17 protein-coding genes are annotated in these 20,611 nt (G+C 60.4%); 16 read left to right on the top strand and 1 reads right to left on the bottom strand.

The features are described from left to right. The first annotated feature begins 46 nt into the window (after window positions 1–46). The 15 genes from glnE to C7A17_RS06965 all read left to right on the top strand — a co-directional run bounded on the left by glnE (window position 47) and on the right by C7A17_RS06965 (window position 18,020). Window positions 47–2,989, top strand: a complete 2,943-nt coding sequence (gene glnE, locus C7A17_RS07035) for a bifunctional [glutamate--ammonia ligase]-adenylyl-L-tyrosine phosphorylase/[glutamate--ammonia-ligase] adenylyltransferase (RefSeq protein WP_106737352.1) — start codon at window positions 47–49, stop codon at window positions 2,987–2,989. 63 nt (window positions 2,990–3,052) lie between these two features. Continuing rightward, on the top strand, window positions 3,053–3,976 hold the full coding sequence (locus C7A17_RS07030) for a branched-chain amino acid transaminase (RefSeq protein ID WP_106737351.1): 924 nt from the start codon (window positions 3,053–3,055) through the stop codon (window positions 3,974–3,976). Between the two features lie 60 nt (window positions 3,977–4,036). Beyond that, entirely contained in the window at window positions 4,037–5,080 is a 1,044-nt protein-coding gene (waaF, locus tag C7A17_RS07025) for a lipopolysaccharide heptosyltransferase II (RefSeq protein ID WP_106737350.1), read from the top strand. Window position 5,081: 1 nt separating this feature from the next. Further along, the gene (gene rfaC / locus C7A17_RS07020; protein WP_106737349.1) at window positions 5,082–6,086 is read left to right on the top strand and encodes a lipopolysaccharide heptosyltransferase RfaC; all 1,005 of its coding nucleotides are present in this window, start codon (window positions 5,082–5,084) and stop codon (window positions 6,084–6,086) included. 9 nt (window positions 6,087–6,095) lie between these two features. Then, complete coding sequence (locus C7A17_RS07015; protein ID WP_106737348.1) at window positions 6,096–7,220, top strand: glycosyltransferase family 4 protein; 1,125 nt, start codon at window positions 6,096–6,098, stop codon at window positions 7,218–7,220. Beyond that, window positions 7,217–8,023: a lipopolysaccharide core heptose(I) kinase RfaP gene (gene rfaP / locus C7A17_RS07010; RefSeq protein ID WP_106737347.1), complete on the top strand. Its 807-nt coding sequence runs from the start codon at window positions 7,217–7,219 to the stop codon at window positions 8,021–8,023. The genes C7A17_RS07015 and rfaP overlap by 4 nt, the downstream gene beginning before the upstream one ends. Next, entirely contained in the window at window positions 8,024–9,007 is a 984-nt protein-coding gene (locus tag C7A17_RS07005; protein WP_106737346.1) for a glycosyltransferase family 9 protein, read from the top strand. A gap of 2 nt (window positions 9,008–9,009) precedes the next feature. Next, window positions 9,010–9,741, top strand: a complete 732-nt coding sequence (locus C7A17_RS07000) for a lipopolysaccharide kinase InaA family protein (RefSeq protein ID WP_106737345.1) — start codon at window positions 9,010–9,012, stop codon at window positions 9,739–9,741. Then, window positions 9,738–10,481, top strand: coding sequence for a lipopolysaccharide kinase InaA family protein (locus C7A17_RS06995; protein ID WP_106737344.1), 744 nt, complete (start codon window positions 9,738–9,740; stop codon window positions 10,479–10,481). Before C7A17_RS07000 ends, C7A17_RS06995 begins: the two co-directional genes overlap by 4 nt. Next, window positions 10,481–11,926, top strand: coding sequence for a lipopolysaccharide kinase InaA family protein (locus tag C7A17_RS06990; protein WP_106737343.1), 1,446 nt, complete (start codon window positions 10,481–10,483; stop codon window positions 11,924–11,926). Before C7A17_RS06995 ends, C7A17_RS06990 begins: the two co-directional genes overlap by 1 nt. 12 nt (window positions 11,927–11,938) lie before the next feature. Continuing rightward, window positions 11,939–13,693, top strand: coding sequence for a carbamoyltransferase family protein (locus C7A17_RS06985; RefSeq protein ID WP_106737342.1), 1,755 nt, complete (start codon window positions 11,939–11,941; stop codon window positions 13,691–13,693). Continuing rightward, window positions 13,680–14,816 carry a glycosyltransferase gene (locus tag C7A17_RS06980; protein ID WP_106737341.1) on the top strand — a complete coding sequence of 379 codons (1,137 nt, stop codon included), beginning with the start codon at window positions 13,680–13,682 and terminating at the stop codon, window positions 14,814–14,816. The genes C7A17_RS06985 and C7A17_RS06980 overlap by 14 nt, the downstream gene beginning before the upstream one ends. Beyond that, window positions 14,762–15,856 carry a hypothetical protein gene (locus C7A17_RS06975; RefSeq protein ID WP_158704646.1) on the top strand — a complete coding sequence of 365 codons (1,095 nt, stop codon included), beginning with the start codon at window positions 14,762–14,764 and terminating at the stop codon, window positions 15,854–15,856. Before C7A17_RS06980 ends, C7A17_RS06975 begins: the two co-directional genes overlap by 55 nt. An 87-nt stretch (window positions 15,857–15,943) precedes the next feature. Further along, window positions 15,944–16,903, top strand: a complete 960-nt coding sequence (locus C7A17_RS06970; RefSeq protein ID WP_106737339.1) for a glycosyltransferase family protein — start codon at window positions 15,944–15,946, stop codon at window positions 16,901–16,903. Between the two features lie 19 nt (window positions 16,904–16,922). Then, window positions 16,923–18,020 carry a glycosyltransferase gene (locus C7A17_RS06965; RefSeq protein WP_106737338.1) on the top strand — a complete coding sequence of 366 codons (1,098 nt, stop codon included), beginning with the start codon at window positions 16,923–16,925 and terminating at the stop codon, window positions 18,018–18,020. On the opposite strand, the gene C7A17_RS06960 is transcribed toward C7A17_RS06965, so the two are convergent. Beyond that, window positions 18,017–18,625, bottom strand: coding sequence for a BUD32 family EKC/KEOPS complex subunit (locus C7A17_RS06960; RefSeq protein ID WP_106737337.1), 609 nt, complete (start codon window positions 18,623–18,625; stop codon window positions 18,017–18,019). The genes C7A17_RS06965 and C7A17_RS06960 overlap by 4 nt on opposite strands. A 704-nt stretch (window positions 18,626–19,329) precedes the next feature. Here C7A17_RS06960 and C7A17_RS06955 point away from each other — a divergent pair. Further along, window positions 19,330–20,511, top strand: coding sequence for an O-antigen ligase family protein (locus tag C7A17_RS06955; RefSeq protein ID WP_158704645.1), 1,182 nt, complete (start codon window positions 19,330–19,332; stop codon window positions 20,509–20,511). Window positions 20,512–20,611 lie beyond the last annotated feature (100 nt).

The raw sequence follows: 20,611 nt of genomic DNA, 5'->3' as shown, positions 1-20,611 counted from the left end.
GGGCGATTGCACCGTGCGTCTGGCAGTCCGCCAAAAAGGATAGACCATGAGCCTGCCGTCGCTGGTCGAGTTGCCCGCCTCCCTGATTTCCCTCGCCGAGCGAGCCGAACAATCCTTGCAGATGGCCCTGATCGGGCATCAGGGCCTCGCCGAGTGTGTGGCGGCCTGGCCGGCGGCTCGTCGTGAGAGCTGGCGCCAAGTGACAGCGTTGAGCGATTTCGTCGCCGAGCAGTCTCAGCGTGATCCACAGATGTTCGTCGAGCTTGGCGAGTCTGGCGAGCTCGAGCGCAGCCTGGCGCCGGGCGAATTGCGGGAGCAGCTGGGGGCCTGGCTGGCCGACTGCACCGATGAGGACGCCCTTGGGCGCTGCCTGCGGCGTTTCCGCAATCGTCAGCAATTGCGCATCATCTGGCGTGACTTCAGTCGCCAGGCCGCGCTGGCGGAAACCTGTCGCGACCTCTCCGATCTGGCTGATGCCTGCATCGACCTAGCCTATCACTGGCTTTATCCGCGTTACTGCGCGCAGTTTGGGACGCCCATCGGTCGACGCAGCGGCCAGCCGCAGCACATGGTCATCCTCGGCATGGGCAAGCTCGGCGCGCACGAGCTCAACCTGTCTTCGGACATCGATCTGATCTTCGGTTACCCGGAGGGGGGCGAGACCGAGGGGGTCAAGCGCCCCCTGGATAACCAGGAGTTTTTCATCCGTCTGGGACAGAAGCTGATCAAGGCACTGGACGCGATCACCGTCGACGGTTTCGTGTTCCGTACCGACATGCGTCTGCGCCCGTATGGCTCGAGCGGCGCACTGGTGTTCAGCTTCAATGCACTGGAGCAGTACTACCAGGATCAAGGCCGCGACTGGGAGCGTTACGCCATGATCAAGGCGCGCGTGGTCGGCGGTGATCAGGCTGCGGGTGCCGAACTGTTGGAAATGCTGCGGCCCTTCGTCTATCGCCGCTACCTGGATTTTTCTGCCATCGAGGCGTTGCGCGCGATGAAGCTGCTGATCCAGCAGGAGGTGCGTCGCAAGGGCATGAGCGAGAACATCAAGCTCGGCGCTGGTGGTATTCGCGAGATCGAGTTCATCGCCCAGGCCTTCCAGCTGATCCATGGCGGACGCGACCTCAGCCTGCAACAACGGCCGCTGCTCAAGGTACTGACCACGCTGGAGGGGCAGGGCTACCTGCCGTCGGCGGTCGTCACGGAAATGAAGGAAGGCTACGAGTTTCTGCGCTACACCGAACACGCCCTGCAGGGTATCGGTGATCGCCAGACGCAGATGCTGCCGGCCGATCTGCAGGATCAGGCGCGGGTCGCGGCAATCATGGGCTTTGCCGATTGGGCGAGTTTCCACGAGCGGCTGATGCATTGGCGCGGGCGCATCGAGTGGCACTTCCAGCAGGTGATCGCTGATCCCGATGAGGATGAGGCGCAGAGTGGAGAGACCTGTGTCGGTGCTGAATGGCTGCCGCTTTGGGAAGGCGCGCTGGACGAGGAGGCTGCGGTGCAGCAGCTGCAAGAGGCGGGCTTCAGCGAGCCGGAAACAGCGTTCAAGCGTCTCGTCGATCTGCGTAATGGCCCGCAGGTGCGGGCCATGCAGCGTCTCGGCCGGGAACGGCTGGATGCCTTCGTTCCACGCCTGCTGGCGCAAACCATCGAGCACGATAAGCCTGACCTGGTGCTTGAGCGAGTATTGCCGCTGGTGGAGAAGGTGGCGCGGCGCTCGGCCTATCTGGTGTTGTTGAGCGAGAACCCCGGAGCCTTGTCGCGACTGACCACGTTGTGTGCGGCCAGCCCGTGGATCGCCGAACAAATCGCTCGCTTCCCGCTGTTGCTCGATGAGCTGCTCAATGAAGGGCGTCTTTATTCTCCGCCGCAGGCGCCGGAGCTGGTGGCCGAGTTGCACGAGCGCCTGATCCGCATTCCCGAAGAGGATCTGGAGCAGCAGATGGAGGCGCTGCGTCACTTCAAGCTGGCGCACGGCCTGCGTGTAGCCGCTTCGGAGATCGCCGGCACCTTGCCGTTGATGAAGGTCTCGGACTATCTGACCTGGCTGGCTGAGGCGATCCTCGACCAGGTGCTGGCGCTCGCCTGGCAGCACACGGTGCAACGCCATGGGCGGCCGCGCCGTGCCGACGGCTCTCCGTGCGATCCTGATTTCATCATCGTCGGTTATGGCAAGGTAGGCGGTCTGGAGTTCGGCCATGGCTCGGATCTGGATCTGGTATTCATCCATGGTGGTGACCCGCAAGCGGAGACCGATGGCGCCAAGCCTATCGATGGCGCGCAGTTCTTCACCCGCCTGGGGCAGCGCATTATTCACCTGCTGACCACTCAGACCACCTCCGGTGCGCTCTATGAGGTGGACATGCGGCTGCGTCCCTCAGGCGCAGCCGGGCTTTTGGTCAGCTCGCTGGGCGCCTTCCAGCGCTATCAGGAAACCGAGGCCTGGACCTGGGAGCACCAGGCGTTGGTACGGGCGCGGGTGTTGGTGGGGGCCCCGCGCCTGGCCGGCGAATTCGCTCGCGTTCGCGCCGAGGTACTTGGCCGCCAGCGCGATATCGAGGCGCTGCGCGTCGAGGTCAGCGAGATGCGCGCGAAGATGCGTGACAACCTTGGCAACAAAAATACCGCGGCCGGGACGGCGCCGAATGCCTTCGAGGCCACGTCCTCCTTCGATCTGAAGCAGGATGCCGGTGGTATCGTCGATATCGAATTTATGGTGCAATACGCGGCTCTGGCCTGGTCGTGGCAACACCCGCAGCTACTCGAGTTCACCGATAACATCCGTATTCTGGAAGGTCTGGAGCGGGTCGGTCTGATGGGCGCCGAGGATGCCGCGTTGCTGCGTGAGGTCTACAAGAATTACCGCTCGGCGGCCCATCGCCAGGCGCTGCAGAAGCAGCCTGGCGTGGTGCCAGGGGATCAGTTCCAGGACGAGCGCCGCGCCGTGATGCGCCTGTGGCGTGAGTTGGGGCTGAGTTGAATGACGGGGCTGCAGCCCCACCTAATTGTTCGAACCGTGAAGCGAATTTGAGGAGCAGGCAAGATGTCGATGTCCGACCGTGATGGCGTGATCTGGTACGACGGCAAACTGGTGCCGTGGCGCGAAGCCAACACCCATGTGCTGACTCACACCCTGCACTACGGCATGGGCGTGTTCGAGGGCGTGCGTGCCTACAACACCCCGGATGGCACCGCGATCTTCCGTCTGCAGGCGCACACTGACCGCCTGTTCGACTCCGCACACATCTTCAACATGCAGATCCCTTTCACCAAGGAAGAGATCAACGACGCCCAGCGCGCCGCTGTGCGTGAGAACGGCCTGGAAAGCGCCTACCTGCGCCCGATGGTGTTCTTCGGCAGCGAAGGCATGGGCCTGCGTGCCGCTGGTCTGAAGGTGCACGTGATCGTTGCAGCCTGGCACTGGGGCGCCTACATGGGCGAAGCGGCGCTGGAGAACGGCATCAAGGTGCGCACCAGCTCCTACACCCGTCACCACGTCAACATCTCTATGACGCGCGCCAAGGCCAACGGCAACTACATCAACTCGATGCTGGCCCTGCAGGAAGCCATTTCCGGTGGCGCTGATGAGGCCATGCTGCTGGATCCGGAAGGCTACGTGGCCGAAGGCTCGGGCGAGAACATCTTCCTGGTCAAGGGCGGCGTGGTGTACACCCCGGAAGTGACCTCCTGCCTCAACGGCATCACCCGCAGCACCATCCTGACCCTGGCCGAAGAGCACGGCATCAAGGTGGTCGAGAAGCGCATCACCCGCGACGAGGTGTATATCTGCGACGAGGCCTTCTTCACCGGTACTGCCGCTGAGGTCACGCCGATCCGTGAGGTCGACGGTCGTCAGATCGGCATCGGGCGCCGCGGGCCGATCACCGAGAAGCTGCAGAAAGCCTACTTCGACCTGGTCACCGGCAAGACCAGTGGCCACGCCGAATGGCGTACTCTGGTTAAATAAGCGATTCCTCGAAGGCTCGACGGGGAGGCGAAAGCCTCCCCGGTCGTTTCTGGAAAAGACATGAAGATACTGATCATCGGCCCCAGCTGGGTAGGCGACATGGTGATGGCGCAGACGCTGTTCCAGTGCCTGAAACAGCGCCACCCGGCGTGCGAGATCGACGTCCTGGCGCCGGACTGGAGCCGGCCGATCCTCGAGCGCATGCCCGAGGTGCGCGCCGCGCTGAGCCTGCCGCTGGGCCACGGTGTGCTCGACCTGGCCACGCGCCGGCGCATCGGCAAGTCGCTGGCTGGTCAGTACGACCAGGCGATCCTGCTGCCCAACTCGCTGAAGTCCGCCTTGGTGCCCTGGTTCGCCGGGATCCCCACGCGTACGGGCTGGAAGGGCGAGATGCGCTATGGCCTGCTCAACGACATGCGCACGCTGGATAAAGACCGCTATCCGTTGATGATCGAACGCTTCATGGCGCTGGCCTATGAGCCCGGTGCCGCACTACCGCAGCCTTATCCGCAGCCGCGCTTGCAGATCGACGAGGCCAGCCGTGAAGCGGCCCTGAACAAGTTCGGTCTGCAGCTGGATCGTCCGGTGCTGGCGCTGTGCCCTGGCGCTGAGTTCGGCGAAGCCAAGCGCTGGCCGGCCGAGCATTACGCCAAGGTGGCCGAGGTCAAGATCCGCGAGGGCTGGCAGGTCTGGTTGTTCGGGTCGAAGAACGATCATGCCTGTGGTGAAGACATTCGCATGCGTCTGATTCCCGGGCTGCGCGAGGAAGTCAGCAACCTGTCCGGGCAGACCAGTCTGGCCGAGGCCATCGACCTGATGTCGGCGGCCACTGCCGTGGTGTCCAACGATTCCGGGCTGATGCACGTAGCCGCGGCGCTGAACCGTCCGCTGGTCGCGGTCTATGGCTCCACGTCGCCGGGTTTCACCCCGCCGTTGGCTGATCGCGTCGAGATCGTTCGCCTGGGGCTGGAGTGCAGTCCCTGTTTCGAACGCACCTGCCGCTATGGTCACTACAACTGCCTGCGCGAGCTCAAACCGCGCCCGGTGATCGAGGCGCTGGATCGGCTGGTCGGTGAAACCTTGACTCTGGTCGAGGGCGACTGATTTGCGGGTGCTGATCATCAAGACCTCGTCGCTGGGCGATGTGGTGCATACCCTGCCGGCATTGACCGACGCGGCTCGCGCCATTCCCGGTATCCGTTTCGATTGGGTGGTGGAAGAAGGCTTCGCCGAAATTCCGTCCTGGCATCCGGCGGTGTCCCAGGTTATTCCGGTGGCCATTCGCCGCTGGCGTAAGCATCCACTGCGCACCTGGCGTAGTGGCGAGTGGGCGCGTTTCAAGCAACGCCTGCGGGAAACCCGCTATGACCTGGTGATCGACGCCCAGGGCCTGCTCAAGAGTGCCTGGCTGACGCGCTACGTGTCGGCACCGGTGGCGGGGCTGGATCGCGATTCGGCGCGTGAGCCGCTGGCCAGTCGTTTCTACGACCGCCGCTACGCAGTTGCCAAGGATCAGCACGCGCTGGAGCGTGTGCGCCAGCTGTTCGCCAAGGCGCTCGGTTATATGCTGCCGTCCGGCGCCGGTGACTACGGCCTCAACCGTGCGGCGATGATGGATGTCGCCGCGCAGCCGTATCTGGTGTTCCTGCATGGCACCACCTGGGCCAGCAAGCACTGGCCTGAAGCCGATTGGCGTGCCCTGGCTGAACGCATGGATGAGCTGGGTTGGGCCGTGCGCCTGCCCTGGGGTAACGAGACAGAGAAGGCGCGTGCCGAGCGCATCGCTGCCGGCCTGACTCATGCCGCCGTGCTGCCGAAGCTGAACCTGGCCGGCGTGGCCAAGGTGATCGCTGGTGCCAGCGCCTGTGTTTCCGTCGACACCGGGCTCGGCCACCTGGCCGCTGCGCTGGATGTACCCAATATTTCTCTGTATGGCCCGACGTTGCCCGGCAAGGTGGGCGCCTATGGCCGTAGCCAGATTCACCTGTGTGCCAGTGGCCCGGGCGCCGGCAGCGGTGGCCGTGACAAGCCCTGCTTCGATGGTCTCGGCGCCGAGCGCGTCGGGCTGGAACTGGAGGCGCTGCTGCTCGCGCCTCCCGGCACCTTTTAAGGAGCGGCTATGCAACTGGCCTTCGTTCTCTACAAATACTTCCCGTTCGGCGGACTACAGCGCGATTTCATGCGCATCGCCCTCGAATGCCAGGCGCGTGGTCATGCCATTCGTGTTTACACGCCGATCTGGGAAGGGGAAAACCCCGGCGGCTTCGACGTGCGCGTGGTGCCGGTGCGGGCGCTGTTCAACCATCGCCGCAACGAGAAGTTCAGTGCCTGGCTGCAGGCCGACTTGAAGCGCGACCCGGTCGACCGGGTCATCGGCTTCAACAAGATGCCGGGCCTGGATGTCTACTACGCGGCCGACGGCTGTTTCGAGGACAAGGCGCAGACCCTGCGCAACCCGATTTACCGTCGTTGGGGGCGCTACAAGCACTTCGCCGAGTACGAGCGCGCGGTGTTCGCGCCGGAGTCGAAGACCGAGATTCTGATGATCTCCGAAGTGCAGCAGCCGCTATTCGTCAAACACTACAAGACTCCGCTGCAGCGCTTCCACCTGCTGCCGCCGGGCATCGCCCAGGATCGTCGCGCACCGGCCAATGCTGCCGAAATTCGCGCCGAGTTCCGTCGCGAGTTCGATCTGGCCGAGAATGACCTGCTGCTGGTGCAGATCGGCTCCGGCTTCAAGACCAAGGGCCTGGATCGCAGCCTCAAGGCGCTGGCCTCTCTACCGCGCGAACTGCGCAAGCGCACCCGGCTGATCACCATCGGCCAGGACGACCCCAAGCCCTTCCTGCTGCAGATCAAGGCGTTGGGCCTGTCCGATCAGGTGCAGATACTCAAGGGTCGCAGCGACATCCCGCGTTTCCTGCTCGGCGCCGACCTGCTGATCCATCCGGCCTACAACGAGAACACCGGTACGGTGTTGCTGGAGGCGCTGGTGTCCGGCCTGCCGGTACTGGTCACCGATGTGTGTGGCTACGCGCACTACATCGCCGATGCCGACTGCGGTCGCGTGCTGCCCAGTCCCTTCGAGCAGGAGCAGCTCAACCGTACTCTGGCCGAGATGCTGGCCGACCCGCAGCAGCGCGCTTTCTGGGGGCGCAATGGGCTGGCCTACGCCGACAGTGCTGACTTGTATTCGATGCCGAAGAAGGCTGCCGATGTGATCCTCGCGGAGAGGCGCACGTGAAGCTGATCCTCGCCGAACCTTTCAAGCACCTGTGGGCGGGGCGCGATGCCTTCGAGGCCGTCGAGGCGCTGCAAGGCCAGGTCTACCGTGAGCTGGAAGGCCGCCGTACCCTGCGCACCGAAGTCGATGGGCGTGGCTACTTCGTCAAGATCCACCGCGGCATCGGCTGGGGCGAGATCGTCAAGAACCTGCTGACCGCCAAGGCTCCGGTGCTTGGTGCTGCGCAGGAGTGGCAAGCGATCCAGCGCTTGACTAAGGCCGGTGTGCCGACCATGACTGCGGTGGCTTATGGCGAGCGCGGCTCCAATCCAGCGCGTCAGCACTCGTTCATCGTCACCGAAGAGCTGGCGCCGACCGTCGACCTGGAGCAACTCAGCCTGAGCTGGGCTCAACAGCCGCCCAAACCGGCGCTCAAATGGTCGCTGATCCGTGAAGTGGCGCAGATGACCGGCGGCATGCACCGTGCCGGAGTCAATCACCGTGACTGCTACATCTGCCACTTCCTGCTGCATACCGACCGGCCGATCCAGGCCAGTGACCTGCGCCTGTCGGTGATCGACCTGCATCGTGCCCAGGTACGAGACGCAGTGCCCCGCCGCTGGCGTGACAAGGATCTGGCCGGTCTGTACTTCTCGGCACTGGACATCGGCCTGACCCGCCGCGACAAGCTGCGCTTTCTGCGCACCTACTTCCAACGTCCGCTGCGCCAGGTACTGCGCGAGGAGGCGAGCCTGCTCGCCTGGCTGGAGCGCAAGGCGGCGAAACTGTATGAGCGTAAGCAGCGTTATGGAGATCGACTGTAAATGTTGGAAAACAAGGCATTGATTCGCGCGGGTATGAAGGTGGCGCTTGTGCCTTGTCCGGCACTTGGAGATACCACGTTGTTTCTCTGGCTCGCCTGGCGTTTGCAGGCCGTCGGGGCTCAGGTTGTGTTGGCGTCTGGGTCGTTGTTTGCTCTGCGTGATTACCTCCCAGGGTTAGACGTTATCGGGGGGGCCAAGCCTGATGTGCCAGCGTTGGCTGAACGCCATGATCTGGTGATCTGTGCCATCGACTGGTACGTGGAAAACCCAGGTTCTGCAAGCGATCCAGCCCTCGATAACGTTGCCTACCTGGCGGGCAAGAAATTGCCTGCCCGATACCAGCTTGACCATCGTGCCGTATTGCTGGAGGGGCGCCCCGTTCCGGGGGGGCATAATGTGATCTGTCGTGATCCCAAGGCCGGCAAAACCATGGTGCAATGGATTGATCTCTATGCCGCCGAGGTACTTGGGCTTGATGTGTCCACGACGCCTGCCGGTTTCCAATCATTGCCGGACGCGGCAAAGGATGCCGATCGGCGCGTGGTAATCTTTCCAACCACACCCCATGCCAGCAAGAACTACTCAGCCCGAGGTTTCAGGCGCCTTGCCGCTAGCCTGGTGGCGAGAGGCTGGCTGGTGGAGTTCGTGGGAACTTTGCCAGAACAGGGAGCACTGCAATCGCAGTATCCCGGTTTTATCGTGCACGCCTTTGCAGACCTCAAGGGCTTGGTCGACTACTTGCGGACCTGCTCGGTCGTCATCAGTAACGATTCGGGGGGCGGCCATCTAGGATCACTGCTTGGCTTGCGCACGTTCACCATCACCCGGCGCCGTCCAGATTTTACCTGGCGTCCGGGTTTTAATACGTTGAACCAGGTCGTTCGTCCTGTTTTCACATTCAAGTGGATGGGTAAAACGATCTGGCGTCCCTTCATTCCGCTCGGGCGTGTTCTGCGCGAGTTCCCCGCCGTGGCGAGGCCTTAGCCATGTCGGCGTGGAAACATGACGTCAGCGGTTCCTTGTTGAGCGCTTTCGGTAGCCTTGAGTCCGTCTTCCAATTGCAAGGTGAGCGGTTGACCTCCGATCCTCTGTCCGAAGTCATCCGGGTGGAAATCGATGGGGTTCGCTATTACGTCAAGCGTTACTGGGGGGCTGGTAAAGGTCTGCGCCGCTACCTGGGGCGGCCACGGGTCAAGGCCGAGTGGCAGAACCTCAAGTTGTTCGCCAAGTGGGGCATCCCGACAGCACCGATCGTCGCTCATGGTCTTGAGCGCAAGGCCGGAGCATTCGTGCGTGGTGCGCTGGTAACGCGCGAGCTGGAAGATACCGTCGATCTAGCTGAAATCGCCAACCGTCAGGATCTGCGTTTGGCAGATCGGGGATGGGTTCAGGTCATCAGCCAGCAGTTGGCCAAGGGCACGCGAGCGATGCATGACCACCACTTCACCCATAATGATCTGAAGTGGCGCAATCTGCTTGTCAATGAAAAGGCCGAGCTGTTTTTCATCGATTGCCCCACCGGCAGTTTCTGGTGGGGGGCGCTACTGCGCTACCGCATCGTCAAGGATCTGGCCTGTCTCGACAAGGTGGCCAAGCGCGTGCTGTCGAGGACGCAGCGCCTGCGTTTCTATCTGCAGTATCGGGGGCGTAGCCGCTTGAGTAACGGTGACAAACGACGTGTTCTGCAGATACTTAAATTTTTCGAGGGCCGCGAATGAGTGACTTCATCGCGGAGCAGGATCGCGCCCTGCTCGAGCGTCACGGGCTCGCCAGTTTCGATGCGCTGTGGGCACTGAAACTGGAAGCAGTGGATGAGCCCAACACCGAGCGTGGCGGTTGGAGCAGTGTCTATCGCCTGGAGTTGGGCGAGCGCGCCTTCTACCTGAAGCGGCAAAGCAATCACCTGACGCGCAGCCTGCTGCATCCATTCGGTGAACCGACCTTCGCGCGCGAGTTTCGCAATATTCGCCGTTATGCCGAGCTGAACATACCGGCCCTGCAGGCGGCGTTCTTTGCCGAGCGCCGTTTACCGGGCGAGCGTCGTGCCGTCCTGCTGACTCGTGCGCTGGACGGGTGGCAGGATCTGGAACACTGGCTGACGCAATGGTCTGTACTCGACGGTGCTGCGCATGTGTCCATCCTTCGTGCCTGCGGTGGTCTTGCACGTTGCTTGCACCAGGCTGGGCAGATGCACGGCTGTTTCTATCCCAAGCATATCTTCCTACGTGAGCAGGGAGGTGCGTTCGAGGCGCAACTGATCGATCTGGAGAAAACCCGTCCATTGCTGTTGGGGCGGCGTGATCGGATCAAAGACCTGGAGCCTCTGCTGCGCCGCGCCAGAATCTGGAGCGAGGCCGAGGTGCGCGAACTGCTGGTGGCTTACCTCGGGGATGGGGGCGACGTTGATGCCTGGTGGCGGCAACTTGGCGTTCGGCAGCGTAACAAGGAGGCGCGCTGATGCAACTGGGCGAATTGAGCCAGGCCGGTCGCACGCCGGAGATGCCACTGACACTGCTTATGGCAGGCGATCCGCTTGTGTTGGAGCGCCTGCTGCGCGTGCTGCCTGGGCAGCGTTACGTTGCACTCGCGCGTTGGCAGGGCCGTCCGGTGCTGGCCAAGTTGCTGGTCGGCGACAAGGCACAGCGGCACTTTCAGCGCGAGCGTGAAGGCGCCGAGTATCTGGCTTCCCAGGGGCTCGTCACGCCCGAACTGCTGACTCAAGGTTTCATCGACGGGCAGGGCGGCTGGTTGCTGTTCGAGTTTTTGGAAAACTCGCAGAGCCTCTGGTATGCCTGGCACGAGGCAGCTCGCGAACCATTACTGAGCGACGCCCAGCAGAGCGTGTTGGCCGAAGCGCTGGTGGCCATTGGGCAGATGCATACTCGGGGCCTCTGGCAGGCCGACCTGCACCTGGACAACCTGCTTCGGCATGAGGGCCGTCTATACCTGATTGACGGAGGAGGCGTGTGCTGTGAAACGGCCGGGCAGCCGCTGTCGCGGGCAAGAGTGCTGGAAAACCTCGGGGTCTTTTTCGCCCAGTTGCCGGCCGAGCTGGATCCCTACCTGGAAGAGCTGCTGATCCACTACCTGCTGGCCAATGGCGAGCACGCATTGCCGCTGGAAATGCTCCAGGCCGAAATAGCCAAGGTGCGTCGTTGGCGTCTGCGTGATTACCTGAAGAAAACAGCCCGTGACTGCAGCCTGTTCGCGGCGCGTATCAGTGCCTTCGGCCTGCGCGTGGTGCGTCGTGAGCGTGAGCCAGAGCTGCAGCTGCTATTGGCCGACCTGGATGCCCGGATCGACGCCGGGCATATCTACAAGACCGGTGGCGCGGCCACGGTGGCTCGCGTCGAGGTGGAAGGTCGGCCTCTGGTGGTCAAGCGTTACAACGTGAAGAACCTGCTGCACTGGTTCAAGCGCTTCTGGCGGCCCAGTCGTGCCTGGCATAGCTGGCGCGAAGGCAATCGCCTGCAACTTCTGGGCATCGTCACGCCAACGCCGTTGGCTGTGATCGAGCGGCGTTGGTGCTGGCTGCGTGGACGTGCGTACCTGATTACCGACTATTGCGGCGGGCAGGATATAATTGCGCGTTTTGAGGCATACAAACAGGCGACACCCCCGGAAAACGAGTTGTTGGCGCTGGATCGTCTGTTCGCTGCCCTGCTGCGCGAACGCATCAGCCACGGTGATTTCAAGGGGCACAACCTGTTCTGGGATGACGCACAGGATGCCTGGTCGTTGATCGACCTGGATGCCATGCAGCAGCATCGCAGTGCGCGCAGTTTCGCTCGGGCCTATGCCCGCGACCGTGCCCGTTTTCTACGCAACTGGCCGGCGGACTCGGCTCTGCACCAGTTGCTCGACCAACGTTTACCGCAGGTGCCTGGCACCTGCCCGAATTAGAGGCTTACACCTGTGGCACTGACCATTCTTGGCCTGTCCGGCGCCCTCAGTCACGATCCGTCCGCCGCGCTGTATATCGACGGCAAACTGATCGCGGCCGTGGAAGAGGAGCGCTTCGTGCGCGACAAGCACGCGAAGAACCGCATGCCCTACGAGTCGGCCAAATTCTGCCTGGAACAAGCCGGCATCAAGCCCTCGGATGTCGACGTGGTCGCCATTCCCTTCGCGCCCATCAGCATCTTCGAGAAGGCCCGCTGGCAGTACGCCAAGCGTTACGCCTACGCGCCGGATCGCGCTCTCGATGCGATCCTGTTCGGCAACCGCCGTTACAAGCGCTACAAGAAGCGTATCGAATGGTGCCTTGTGCAACTGGGCTTCGACCTGAAGAAGGTCAAGATCGAGCCGGTCGAACATCACTTGGCCCACGCCTCCAGTGCCTATCATTGCTCGGGCTTCAAGGAGAAGACCGCGATCCTTGGTATCGACGGCAAGGGTGAGTATGCCACCACCTTCTTCGGCTACGGCGAGAACGGCAAGATCCACAAGATCAAGGAGTTCTACGACCCGGATTCGCTCGGTGGCCTGTATGGCGCGATCACCGAGTACCTGGGGTTCGAGATGCTCGATGGCGAGTTCAAGGTCATGGGGATGGCGCCCTACGGTGACGCCGCCAAGTACGATTTCTCGCGCCTGGCCAAGTTCGAGAACGGCGAGCTGATCATCAATACCGAGTACGCCAACGTCATCGGTTTCCGTCGCTACAAGGAAAACGGCAAGGGCTACTACTTCTCGCCCAAGCTGATCGAATGGCTGGGCCCGAAGCGTGAAGGCGACATCGCCGACGATCCCTATATCCATTACGCGGCCAGCATGCAGGCGCTGTTCGAGAAGCTGGCGCTGCAGATGATGGAGTACTACCTCGGCGACATCTTGCGCGAGACCGGCAAGATCGCTTTCGCCGGCGGCTGCGCGCTGAATGTCAAGCTCAACCAGAAGATCATCGCCCGCGACGATGTGAAGGAGTTGTTCGTGCAACCGGCCTCTGGCGATGCGGGCACTGCCGTGGGCGCCGCCGCCTACGTCTCGCACCAGCGTGGCGTGCCGGTCGAGAAGATGGAACACGTCTACCTCGGCCCGTCCTATTCCAACGAAGACGTCATCGCTGCTTGTGCCAAGCACCCGAACCAGCCGGTGTTCAAGCGCATCGACAACACGCCTGAGCGTATCGCCAGGATCATGGTCGACGGCAATCCTGTGGCCTGGTTCCAGGGGCGGATGGAGTTCGGCCCGCGTGCCTTGGGCGGACGTTCGATCATCGGCTGTCCGAGCGTGCCGGGTGTGGCTGACCGGATCAACGAGCAGATCAAGTTTCGTGAGCGCTGGAGACCTTTCTGTCCGTCGATGCTCGACACCGTGGCGCCGAAGATGCTCAAGGTGGATCACCCGAGCCCGTTCATGACCTTCACCTTCGAGGTTACCGATGAGTGGAAGGAGCGTGTGGGCGAAGTGGTGCATGAGGACGGTACCTCGCGTGCCCAGGTGCTGGAGCGTCGCTTCAATCCGCGCTGGTACGACCTGATGCTGGAGCTGGAGAAGTTGACCGGCAATGGCGTGTCGCTGAACACATCGCTCAACCGCCGTGGCGAACCAATGATCTGCTCGCCAACCGATGCGCTGAACATGTTCTACGGCTCGGATCTGCAATACCTGATCATGGAAGACGTTCTCGTGGTCAAGGACGGCAAGGATTGGTATGACAGCCTCTGAGCAGCCCTCTGGCCAGGCACAGCGCTGGGTTCTGCAGTTCTGCCATGGCTATGACGGCCCCTTTCTGGATTGCGCACGGCAGTATGCCGTGCTGTTCAAGGGGACGCCCTACAAGGTTTGCACGGTCTATCTGACTGGTGCTCCTTCGTCGGAGGTCGAGCGCGGTTCGGCCTCCGACGAGGTGATATTTCTCGACTACTCCAGCGCCCAGGTGCGCGGCCTGAAACTGGGGGCGATCCGCGATTTTCGCCGCATCGCCGCATCGCGTAACTTTGCCTTGTGCATCGCGCATCGCTTCAAGCCGATATACGTCGCCCTGCTGGGCAGCAACCTGCCGGTAATTGGCGTGCACCACGCCTTCGGCGACTACAAGCGCCGTTCGCGGCAAATGTTCGCCAACTTCTTTCGCAAGCGGCTGATGCTGCTCGGTGTTTCCAATGCCGTGCGCGACGACATGCGTGCCTGTTTACCTGGCTGGCCTGCCGAGCGTATCGAAACCCTCTACAACCGTATCGATGTAGAGGCGGTGCAAGTCGAGCAGGTTTCCCGCGAGGCGGCTCGTGAGCACCTGGGGCTGCCTCAGGACGTCTGGGTGGTTGGCAATGTAGGGCGTCTACACCCTGACAAGGATCAGGCCACACTGGTTCGCGGCTTCGCTCAGGCGCTACCGCAACTGCCTGTGGGCAGCTTGCTAGTGATCATGGGTACTGGTCGTCTGGAATCCTCACTTAAGGCGCTGGCAGTAGAGCTGGGAGTGAGTAAGTCGGTGCGTTTTCTCGGCCAGGTGCCGAATGGACGGCGTTACTTCAAAGCGTTCGACGTATTCGCTCTGACTTCCGACCACGAGCCGTTCGGCATGGTATTACTGGAGGCGATGGTGGCTGGGTTACCTGTTCTGGCGAGTGACTGTGGTGGGGCGCCTGAGGTGATTGGCGAACCTGACGCCCTATACCCGTTGGGTGACGATAAAGCCCTCGCCATTCGTTTGCAGGCATCATCGACCTCTGGGGCCGGGCAGGAAGGATTGCCGCGTGTGCAGGCTTATTTTTCGGATGAGAAGGGGTATGCATGCTTCTGGTCGTTGCCAGGCGTTTTGCGCATCATGCCGTCGAGTGTGTCGTGATGCCTGAGCGCGTATCCAGGCAGTTGGTCTATCTGGTCTACGGGGGAAAGCCCGATTATCACAGGGAGGCCAAGTACAGCATCCTTTCCGCGCTGTACCATTCGCATGGCACCTGCCCTCGAATCCTGCTCTACACCGATGAGCCAGCACAGTTCAGCGATTGGCCGGTCGATCTGGTGCGGCTCGACGAGGAAACCCTGTCAGCCTGGACAGGCCCCGCAGCCTACTTGCATCGGCGCAAGGCAGCCGCTATTCGCGATGCATTGGCCTACGCAGATCAGAGCATCTTCGTCGATACGGATACCTTCTTTCTGGATGCTCCAGCGAAGCTCTTCGAGCGTCTTGCAAATGCTCCTTGGCTTGTCGACGAAATCGAAGGCGTCTGGAAAGAGTACGAGGGCGATGAATTGCATACAGTACTCTCTGCATATCTGGCCGAACAGCATGGGGTCGATCAACAGATGCTGCTGATCAACTCAGGGGTTCTGGGCTTTCAGGAAGATGCCTCTCGGTTGATGGATGACACCCTGGCCTTGATCGATGTGATGCATCCGATGGTTCCCAAGATCCACATCATCGAGCAGTTCGCAGTCGGCATCGCCGCCAGGCATTTGGGGCGGCCCGCGCAAGCACAAGGTATCGTCAAGCATTACTTCTCGGGGAAGAACTACTGGCGTCATATGATCGCGGCATTCTTTCTGCGTCATGGAGAGGCGTTTTCGCCCGAGGCAGTACAAGCCGTTCGCGAGTTACCAACGGTTAAACCCAGGCCTACCTGGTGGCATCGTCTGAATTTTCACTTACGAAGTCTTTTCTTGCCTTCCCGAGTTCGCTCGCATGCCAAGCTGGCGTATTACGCCGCCGTCATGCTGGACGATCCTTACACCCAGGCCTGCGGTCGGGCGTATGCCGAGGAGTTGAGGCGTAAAGCCATCCCGCAAGGTGAGGATCTAAATGCTCAGCTCTGGAGCCGGGTGTTGAGTGATATTCATCGACAGCGTTTGGCGGAGCTGCTTGGGATGCCGGATAGTAAGCCTTGAACTCAGTATTTCAATGACGTCCGGCGGAGTCTTAATGCTCTGTGGCTATGGCTCAGAGGGGGTTTCTATCGTATTCGAGGTGTGTGATTGAAAGTGCTTTTTCTGGTTCAAGCCGAACAGAGAGCGATACTGGATCGACTATATGATGGCATTGCCGATGCGTGCGATAGCTGCGATATCCGTTGGCTAAGCGGTGATGAGCAGGCCGACCTGAAACGTTATTTCCACGAGCACGTCGATATCTCGAAGTACGATAGGATTCTTTTCTTTCTGCGATTCAAGAAGGAAATGCGCCAGTGGCGATTCATTCGCACCCTGCCTAATCTGGTGATTCTGGAGCACGATGCCTATCAGAACTACATCCCGTGCAAGTACACGGGGAAGTTCAGTGCCCACTACCGTCGCATGCCTTGGGTGCGCATCATCAGTTCTGGGGCCGGGGTCAGTCAGCGCCTTCGCGATGAGGGCTTCGACGCCTGCTTCGTTCCCAAGGGGTATGACCAGGCTTTGTTGTCCTATCAGGGGCGGGAGCGTGACATTGAGCTGGCCTTCGTCGGTAGCACGAAGAGCGTGGCTTACAGTGGTCGCAAGGCTTTCCTGGATGAGTTGGGGCGCCATGAAAACTTGCTTGTGACCAAGACCAAGTCGGGCGAGGAGTATTGCGACACCTTGAACCGTATTCGTTTCTTCGTGAGTGCGGATGTGGGAATGGGCGAATACATGATCAAGAACTTCGAGGCGATGGCCTGTGGCTGTGTGTTGTTGGCCTACGATCACGGGGCTCTGGAAAATTCTGCTTTGGGCTTCGTCGATATGGAAAATCTGGTTCTGTATCGTAATGTCGCCGAATTGCGTGAGAAGCTCGACGCGCTGCGTGGCGCTCCGGAAAGAGCAACTGCAATTGCGGAATCAGGTCGGCGCCTCGTCGAGCAGCGCTATGGTTTTAGTGCAATCGGGCAGCAGATCGTCGAGGCCATGCGCCCTCCGTTATCTCAAGGGCAAACACTCTCCTGGCTGCAGCGAATGCTACGCACAGTCGGCCTCTAGTGATTGATACAAGGCTCACATGGATATCCTGAACGTCATGTGGAGCGGTGGCTCTGCCTTCGGCTCCGTGCATAAGGTGCATCGTGAAGTTCTTCGACTCAGAGAGGCGGAGGCTACCGTCAGTACCTTGATACTGCAGGATGGCGAGGCTCGTCCGCTCCTCGATGTTGGTGATGTTTCTAAGCTCGGGCTTTCCTCTAAACGCCTCAAGGGGCGTGGTATGGCTGCATGTCAGCGGTGGTTTGATCGGCGTCGATTGGCCAAATGGATAGCCGGTCAGAATCCGAGACTGGCAATACTTGATGGTATCGGTGTTGCGTTCTACCTCCTTCCGTTGTTGCTTGAGCAAACGTCCACTCGCGTCATTGTTTTGTTCCATGGCAACAAGCAGTTCAAGCCTGATGAGGCCAAGATGCTGCAGTGCTTTCCCTCCGACAGGCTGGAGCTGGTTGCGGTATCCGAAACCTTGGCGGCTGATCTCGAACGGCAAATCGGTCGTAAAGTTCTCGGAGGGCGCATGGCCCTGGAGCCCGATGCGCTGCGTGCTTCGCTGCTGAGTCGAGAGGATGCGCAGGCTGTACTTGGACTTCTGCTGCCCATGCAGGGGCGTGTTCTCGGTGCAGTCGGGCGGTTGGTGGTCGAGAAGGGTTTCGACCTGTTGATCGAAGCCGTTTCTGGTTGGCTGAAGGAGCACCCTCGTGATCATCTAGTTCTTGTAGGCGAGGGATCAGAACGTGAGGCGCTGGTCGCTTTGACGAGACGCCTGGATGTTGCAGGTCAAGTCCACCTGGTTGGGTACCAGCCGGATGCCTCTCGTCTTTACCGGGCGTTCGACCTGCTTTGCATTCCTTCTCAGCAGGAGGGGCTGGGCCTTGTGCTGCCGGAAGCACTGATCGCCGGGGTGCCGGTTCTGGCGACAGATTTGCCGGTTTTTCGTGAGCAGTTGTCTGGCGGGGCTGGGCTGGTGGAAGCAGGTAATAAAGCAGCGTGGGAGGTCGCCCTGAGCCACTATCTGCAAGGAGATCTCGGCGCTCTGCTTGAGACCCAGCAGGCGGGTATGGCGCCTGAACGCACATGGCAGCATTTTATAGGCTTTTATCGGGCCCTACTGCGCTAGTCTGCCAGCACTCCCGAGGTCAGCGCTGCGAGCGGGAACTGTTCGGCAATACCCAGGTTTTCCAGCAAGCGAGAGAAATGCGCGAGATTGCGTCTGGCTTTCGCTTTCGAGAGTCTCCGGTGCTGAAAACGCAGGTCTGCAATATCTATTAGGCCCAGCGTGCCTTGGGGAGTGAGTACGATATTGCCCAAGTGAAGTGAGCGGAAGTAGATGCCATTGCGATGTAGATGGCGGATGAATTTGACTAGGCCAGGCAAATATTTTTCGAAGTTACTGGGATTGCTCAGATAGATATCCTTGAGCGTTTTCCCTTCTAGAGGACGGTATAGGACAGCACTCAACGAGCTATCTGCCAGCTTGTAGAGCTCTAGTGGCGTCAGTGTGGGAATACCCAGCTCTGTAAGGCGGATGGCATTGCGCCAGAACCGATACGAGTATGGATTGATCAGGGCCGATGAGAGCAGTCGCTTGCGCCTGAAGAGCTTGAGGAAGCTCCCATTCGATAGCTTGTAGACCTTGGGGCCTAGGCTGTCCTCTTCCAGTACGTTCGCACCGTCTATGAGGATGGCGAGCTGGTCATTGCTCAGTTTGGTCTTGATGGGCATGAATTCGTGAGCGGTTCAGTTGGCTTGGCGAGCGATGAGTATATGAGAGTGCATTGCCGAATAGTGCTGGCCGGTCAATGTTTCAAACGTGGGCTGTTGAGACAGGTTCCCTGCTCGTTCGTTAAGAGCATGTGCCCGAGATGTTCTTGAGCATTCGTTAGCGTCTGATCGCTCCACATGCTTTCGCATGGCTGATCGAACTAATTTCCCTCGGTATGGTAGCCGCAAAGAGGTTCGCGGCAAAATTGTCGAGGGTCATGGGTCATGGGTCATGGGTCATGGGTCATGGGTCATGGGTCGTCAGGCCGTTCAGTAGTTTGGTCTGCCCCGATAGGGTAGTCGTGATAGATGATCAATCAGGAACTGCATAGCCCAAATTGCCTCGTCACTTAGCGGGGACTGTCAATGTTTGGTGAGCCAGGCGTCGACCGCTTTAAATGGTGTGGGTTGAGTCTGCTAGGGTCGATAGCTTGGCGACGACACTGAAACCAGGATTTGGAGTGGTTGAGGGAGTCGGCATCGCGATCATCGGGGTGCTTGCAGAGCTGCACATGGCTTCACGTTGGTCGATCGCCGCACTAAAAGCCAGATAAATCAATTGTGTAGCGTTAGTCATTGCAGGCAGGCCAACATCGTTAAGCGATGTAGAATAGCTCCCTCCCAATATATGGCCGTGCGAGATGGCCCATCTTAATGGAGTAAGAATGGTAGGCGTTCGTAGCGTATGGCTGGTCAGTCTCCTTTGTCTTGGCTATCTGTGGTTTCTGTTCGGCATCGCTTGGATGCCCAGTAACAAGCTCTACCAGCAAGGTCTGGTCGTTTTTCTCTGGTTGCCCGCTCTCGCAGCAGTGGTGGTGATGGGCAAGCCTCTGCTGCAGTCCTGGCAGCACAATAAGGTTTTCCTGGGCTTGGTGCTGATGTTGCTGGTCTGGGCTGCATTTAGCGTAACTTGGACCGCGGCCGAGGAGCCGCTCAAAGAGATCAAGCGAGTCCTTTATGTAGGCCTGTTTCTGGCGCTTTTTCTGGTGTTGGGGGCGGTGCGCCCGTCTTTTGTTTGGAAAGGTCTGGGGTTGGGTTTTGTGGCCTTGGCACTATCTTGTCCGGTCAGCTTCTACCTGTTCTACGTTCACGACATGAATCCAATACAGGCGCGGCTATTAGGGGTGGGGGAGGCCGGTCACCCCATTCTGGGTGCCTATGTTATGGCTTTGGCTCTCCTGTGGGGGGTGCAATTTATGCCTCACACTGCTTTGGCTCGTGTCGCATGGGGAGCCCTGATTATTTTTCTGATGATGTTTGTCGCTTTGGGGCAAAGCCGTGGCGCCATGCTGGCACTTGGGTTGTCCGCACTTTCTATGCCGCTGTGGAGTGGGGGGCGTGTCGCCTGGCTGGTCGCTTTGGTGACGTCTGTCTTGGCTGTCATCGGGGCAGTCATGTTCATGCCCTTCATTCTTGAGCGCGGCCTTTCCTTTCGACCGGAAATATTCGCCTCAAGTGTGCAGATGATCTTGCAGCATCCGTGGTTGGGACTCGGGATCGGTTCGGAGTATCGTGTATTTACCTACAACTTCCCTGAAGGATTCGATCATTCCCATAATGCCTTCACCCATGCTGCGATTGAGCTCGGATTGCCGGGGTTGCTGCTTTGGGTTGGGTTATGGGGTGCGGCATTCAGGGTCGCTTTGCGTGAGAGGCGAACCTGGGAGGGGCGTATCCTGTTGAGTAGCCTGTTGGTTTCTTTTGTTGCGTCGCAGTTTGATGCGGCCAGTCTCTGGGGCAGCCCGCGAGCAGAGTGGTTTGTGACTTGGTTGCCGATCGGGCTGGCCGTGGCGCTTGCTACCCAGCGTGCATGCACCTCGCCGGATCAGCTGCGAGCAAGCTGCTGAGTTCACCGTTTTGTTCCTGGTGCTTCGCATGGCAGGGCTGGAAAAACCTAGATGCGCTGAGGTGCGTAACGAGAGTGTGCTGGTACAATCCGCCGCTTGC

This window comes from Pseudomonas mendocina (assembly GCF_003008615.1).
GTDB classification, from domain to species: Bacteria; Pseudomonadota; Gammaproteobacteria; order Pseudomonadales; family Pseudomonadaceae; genus Aquipseudomonas; species Aquipseudomonas mendocina_C.
This window is presented reverse-complemented; position numbering and strand designations above follow the sequence as displayed.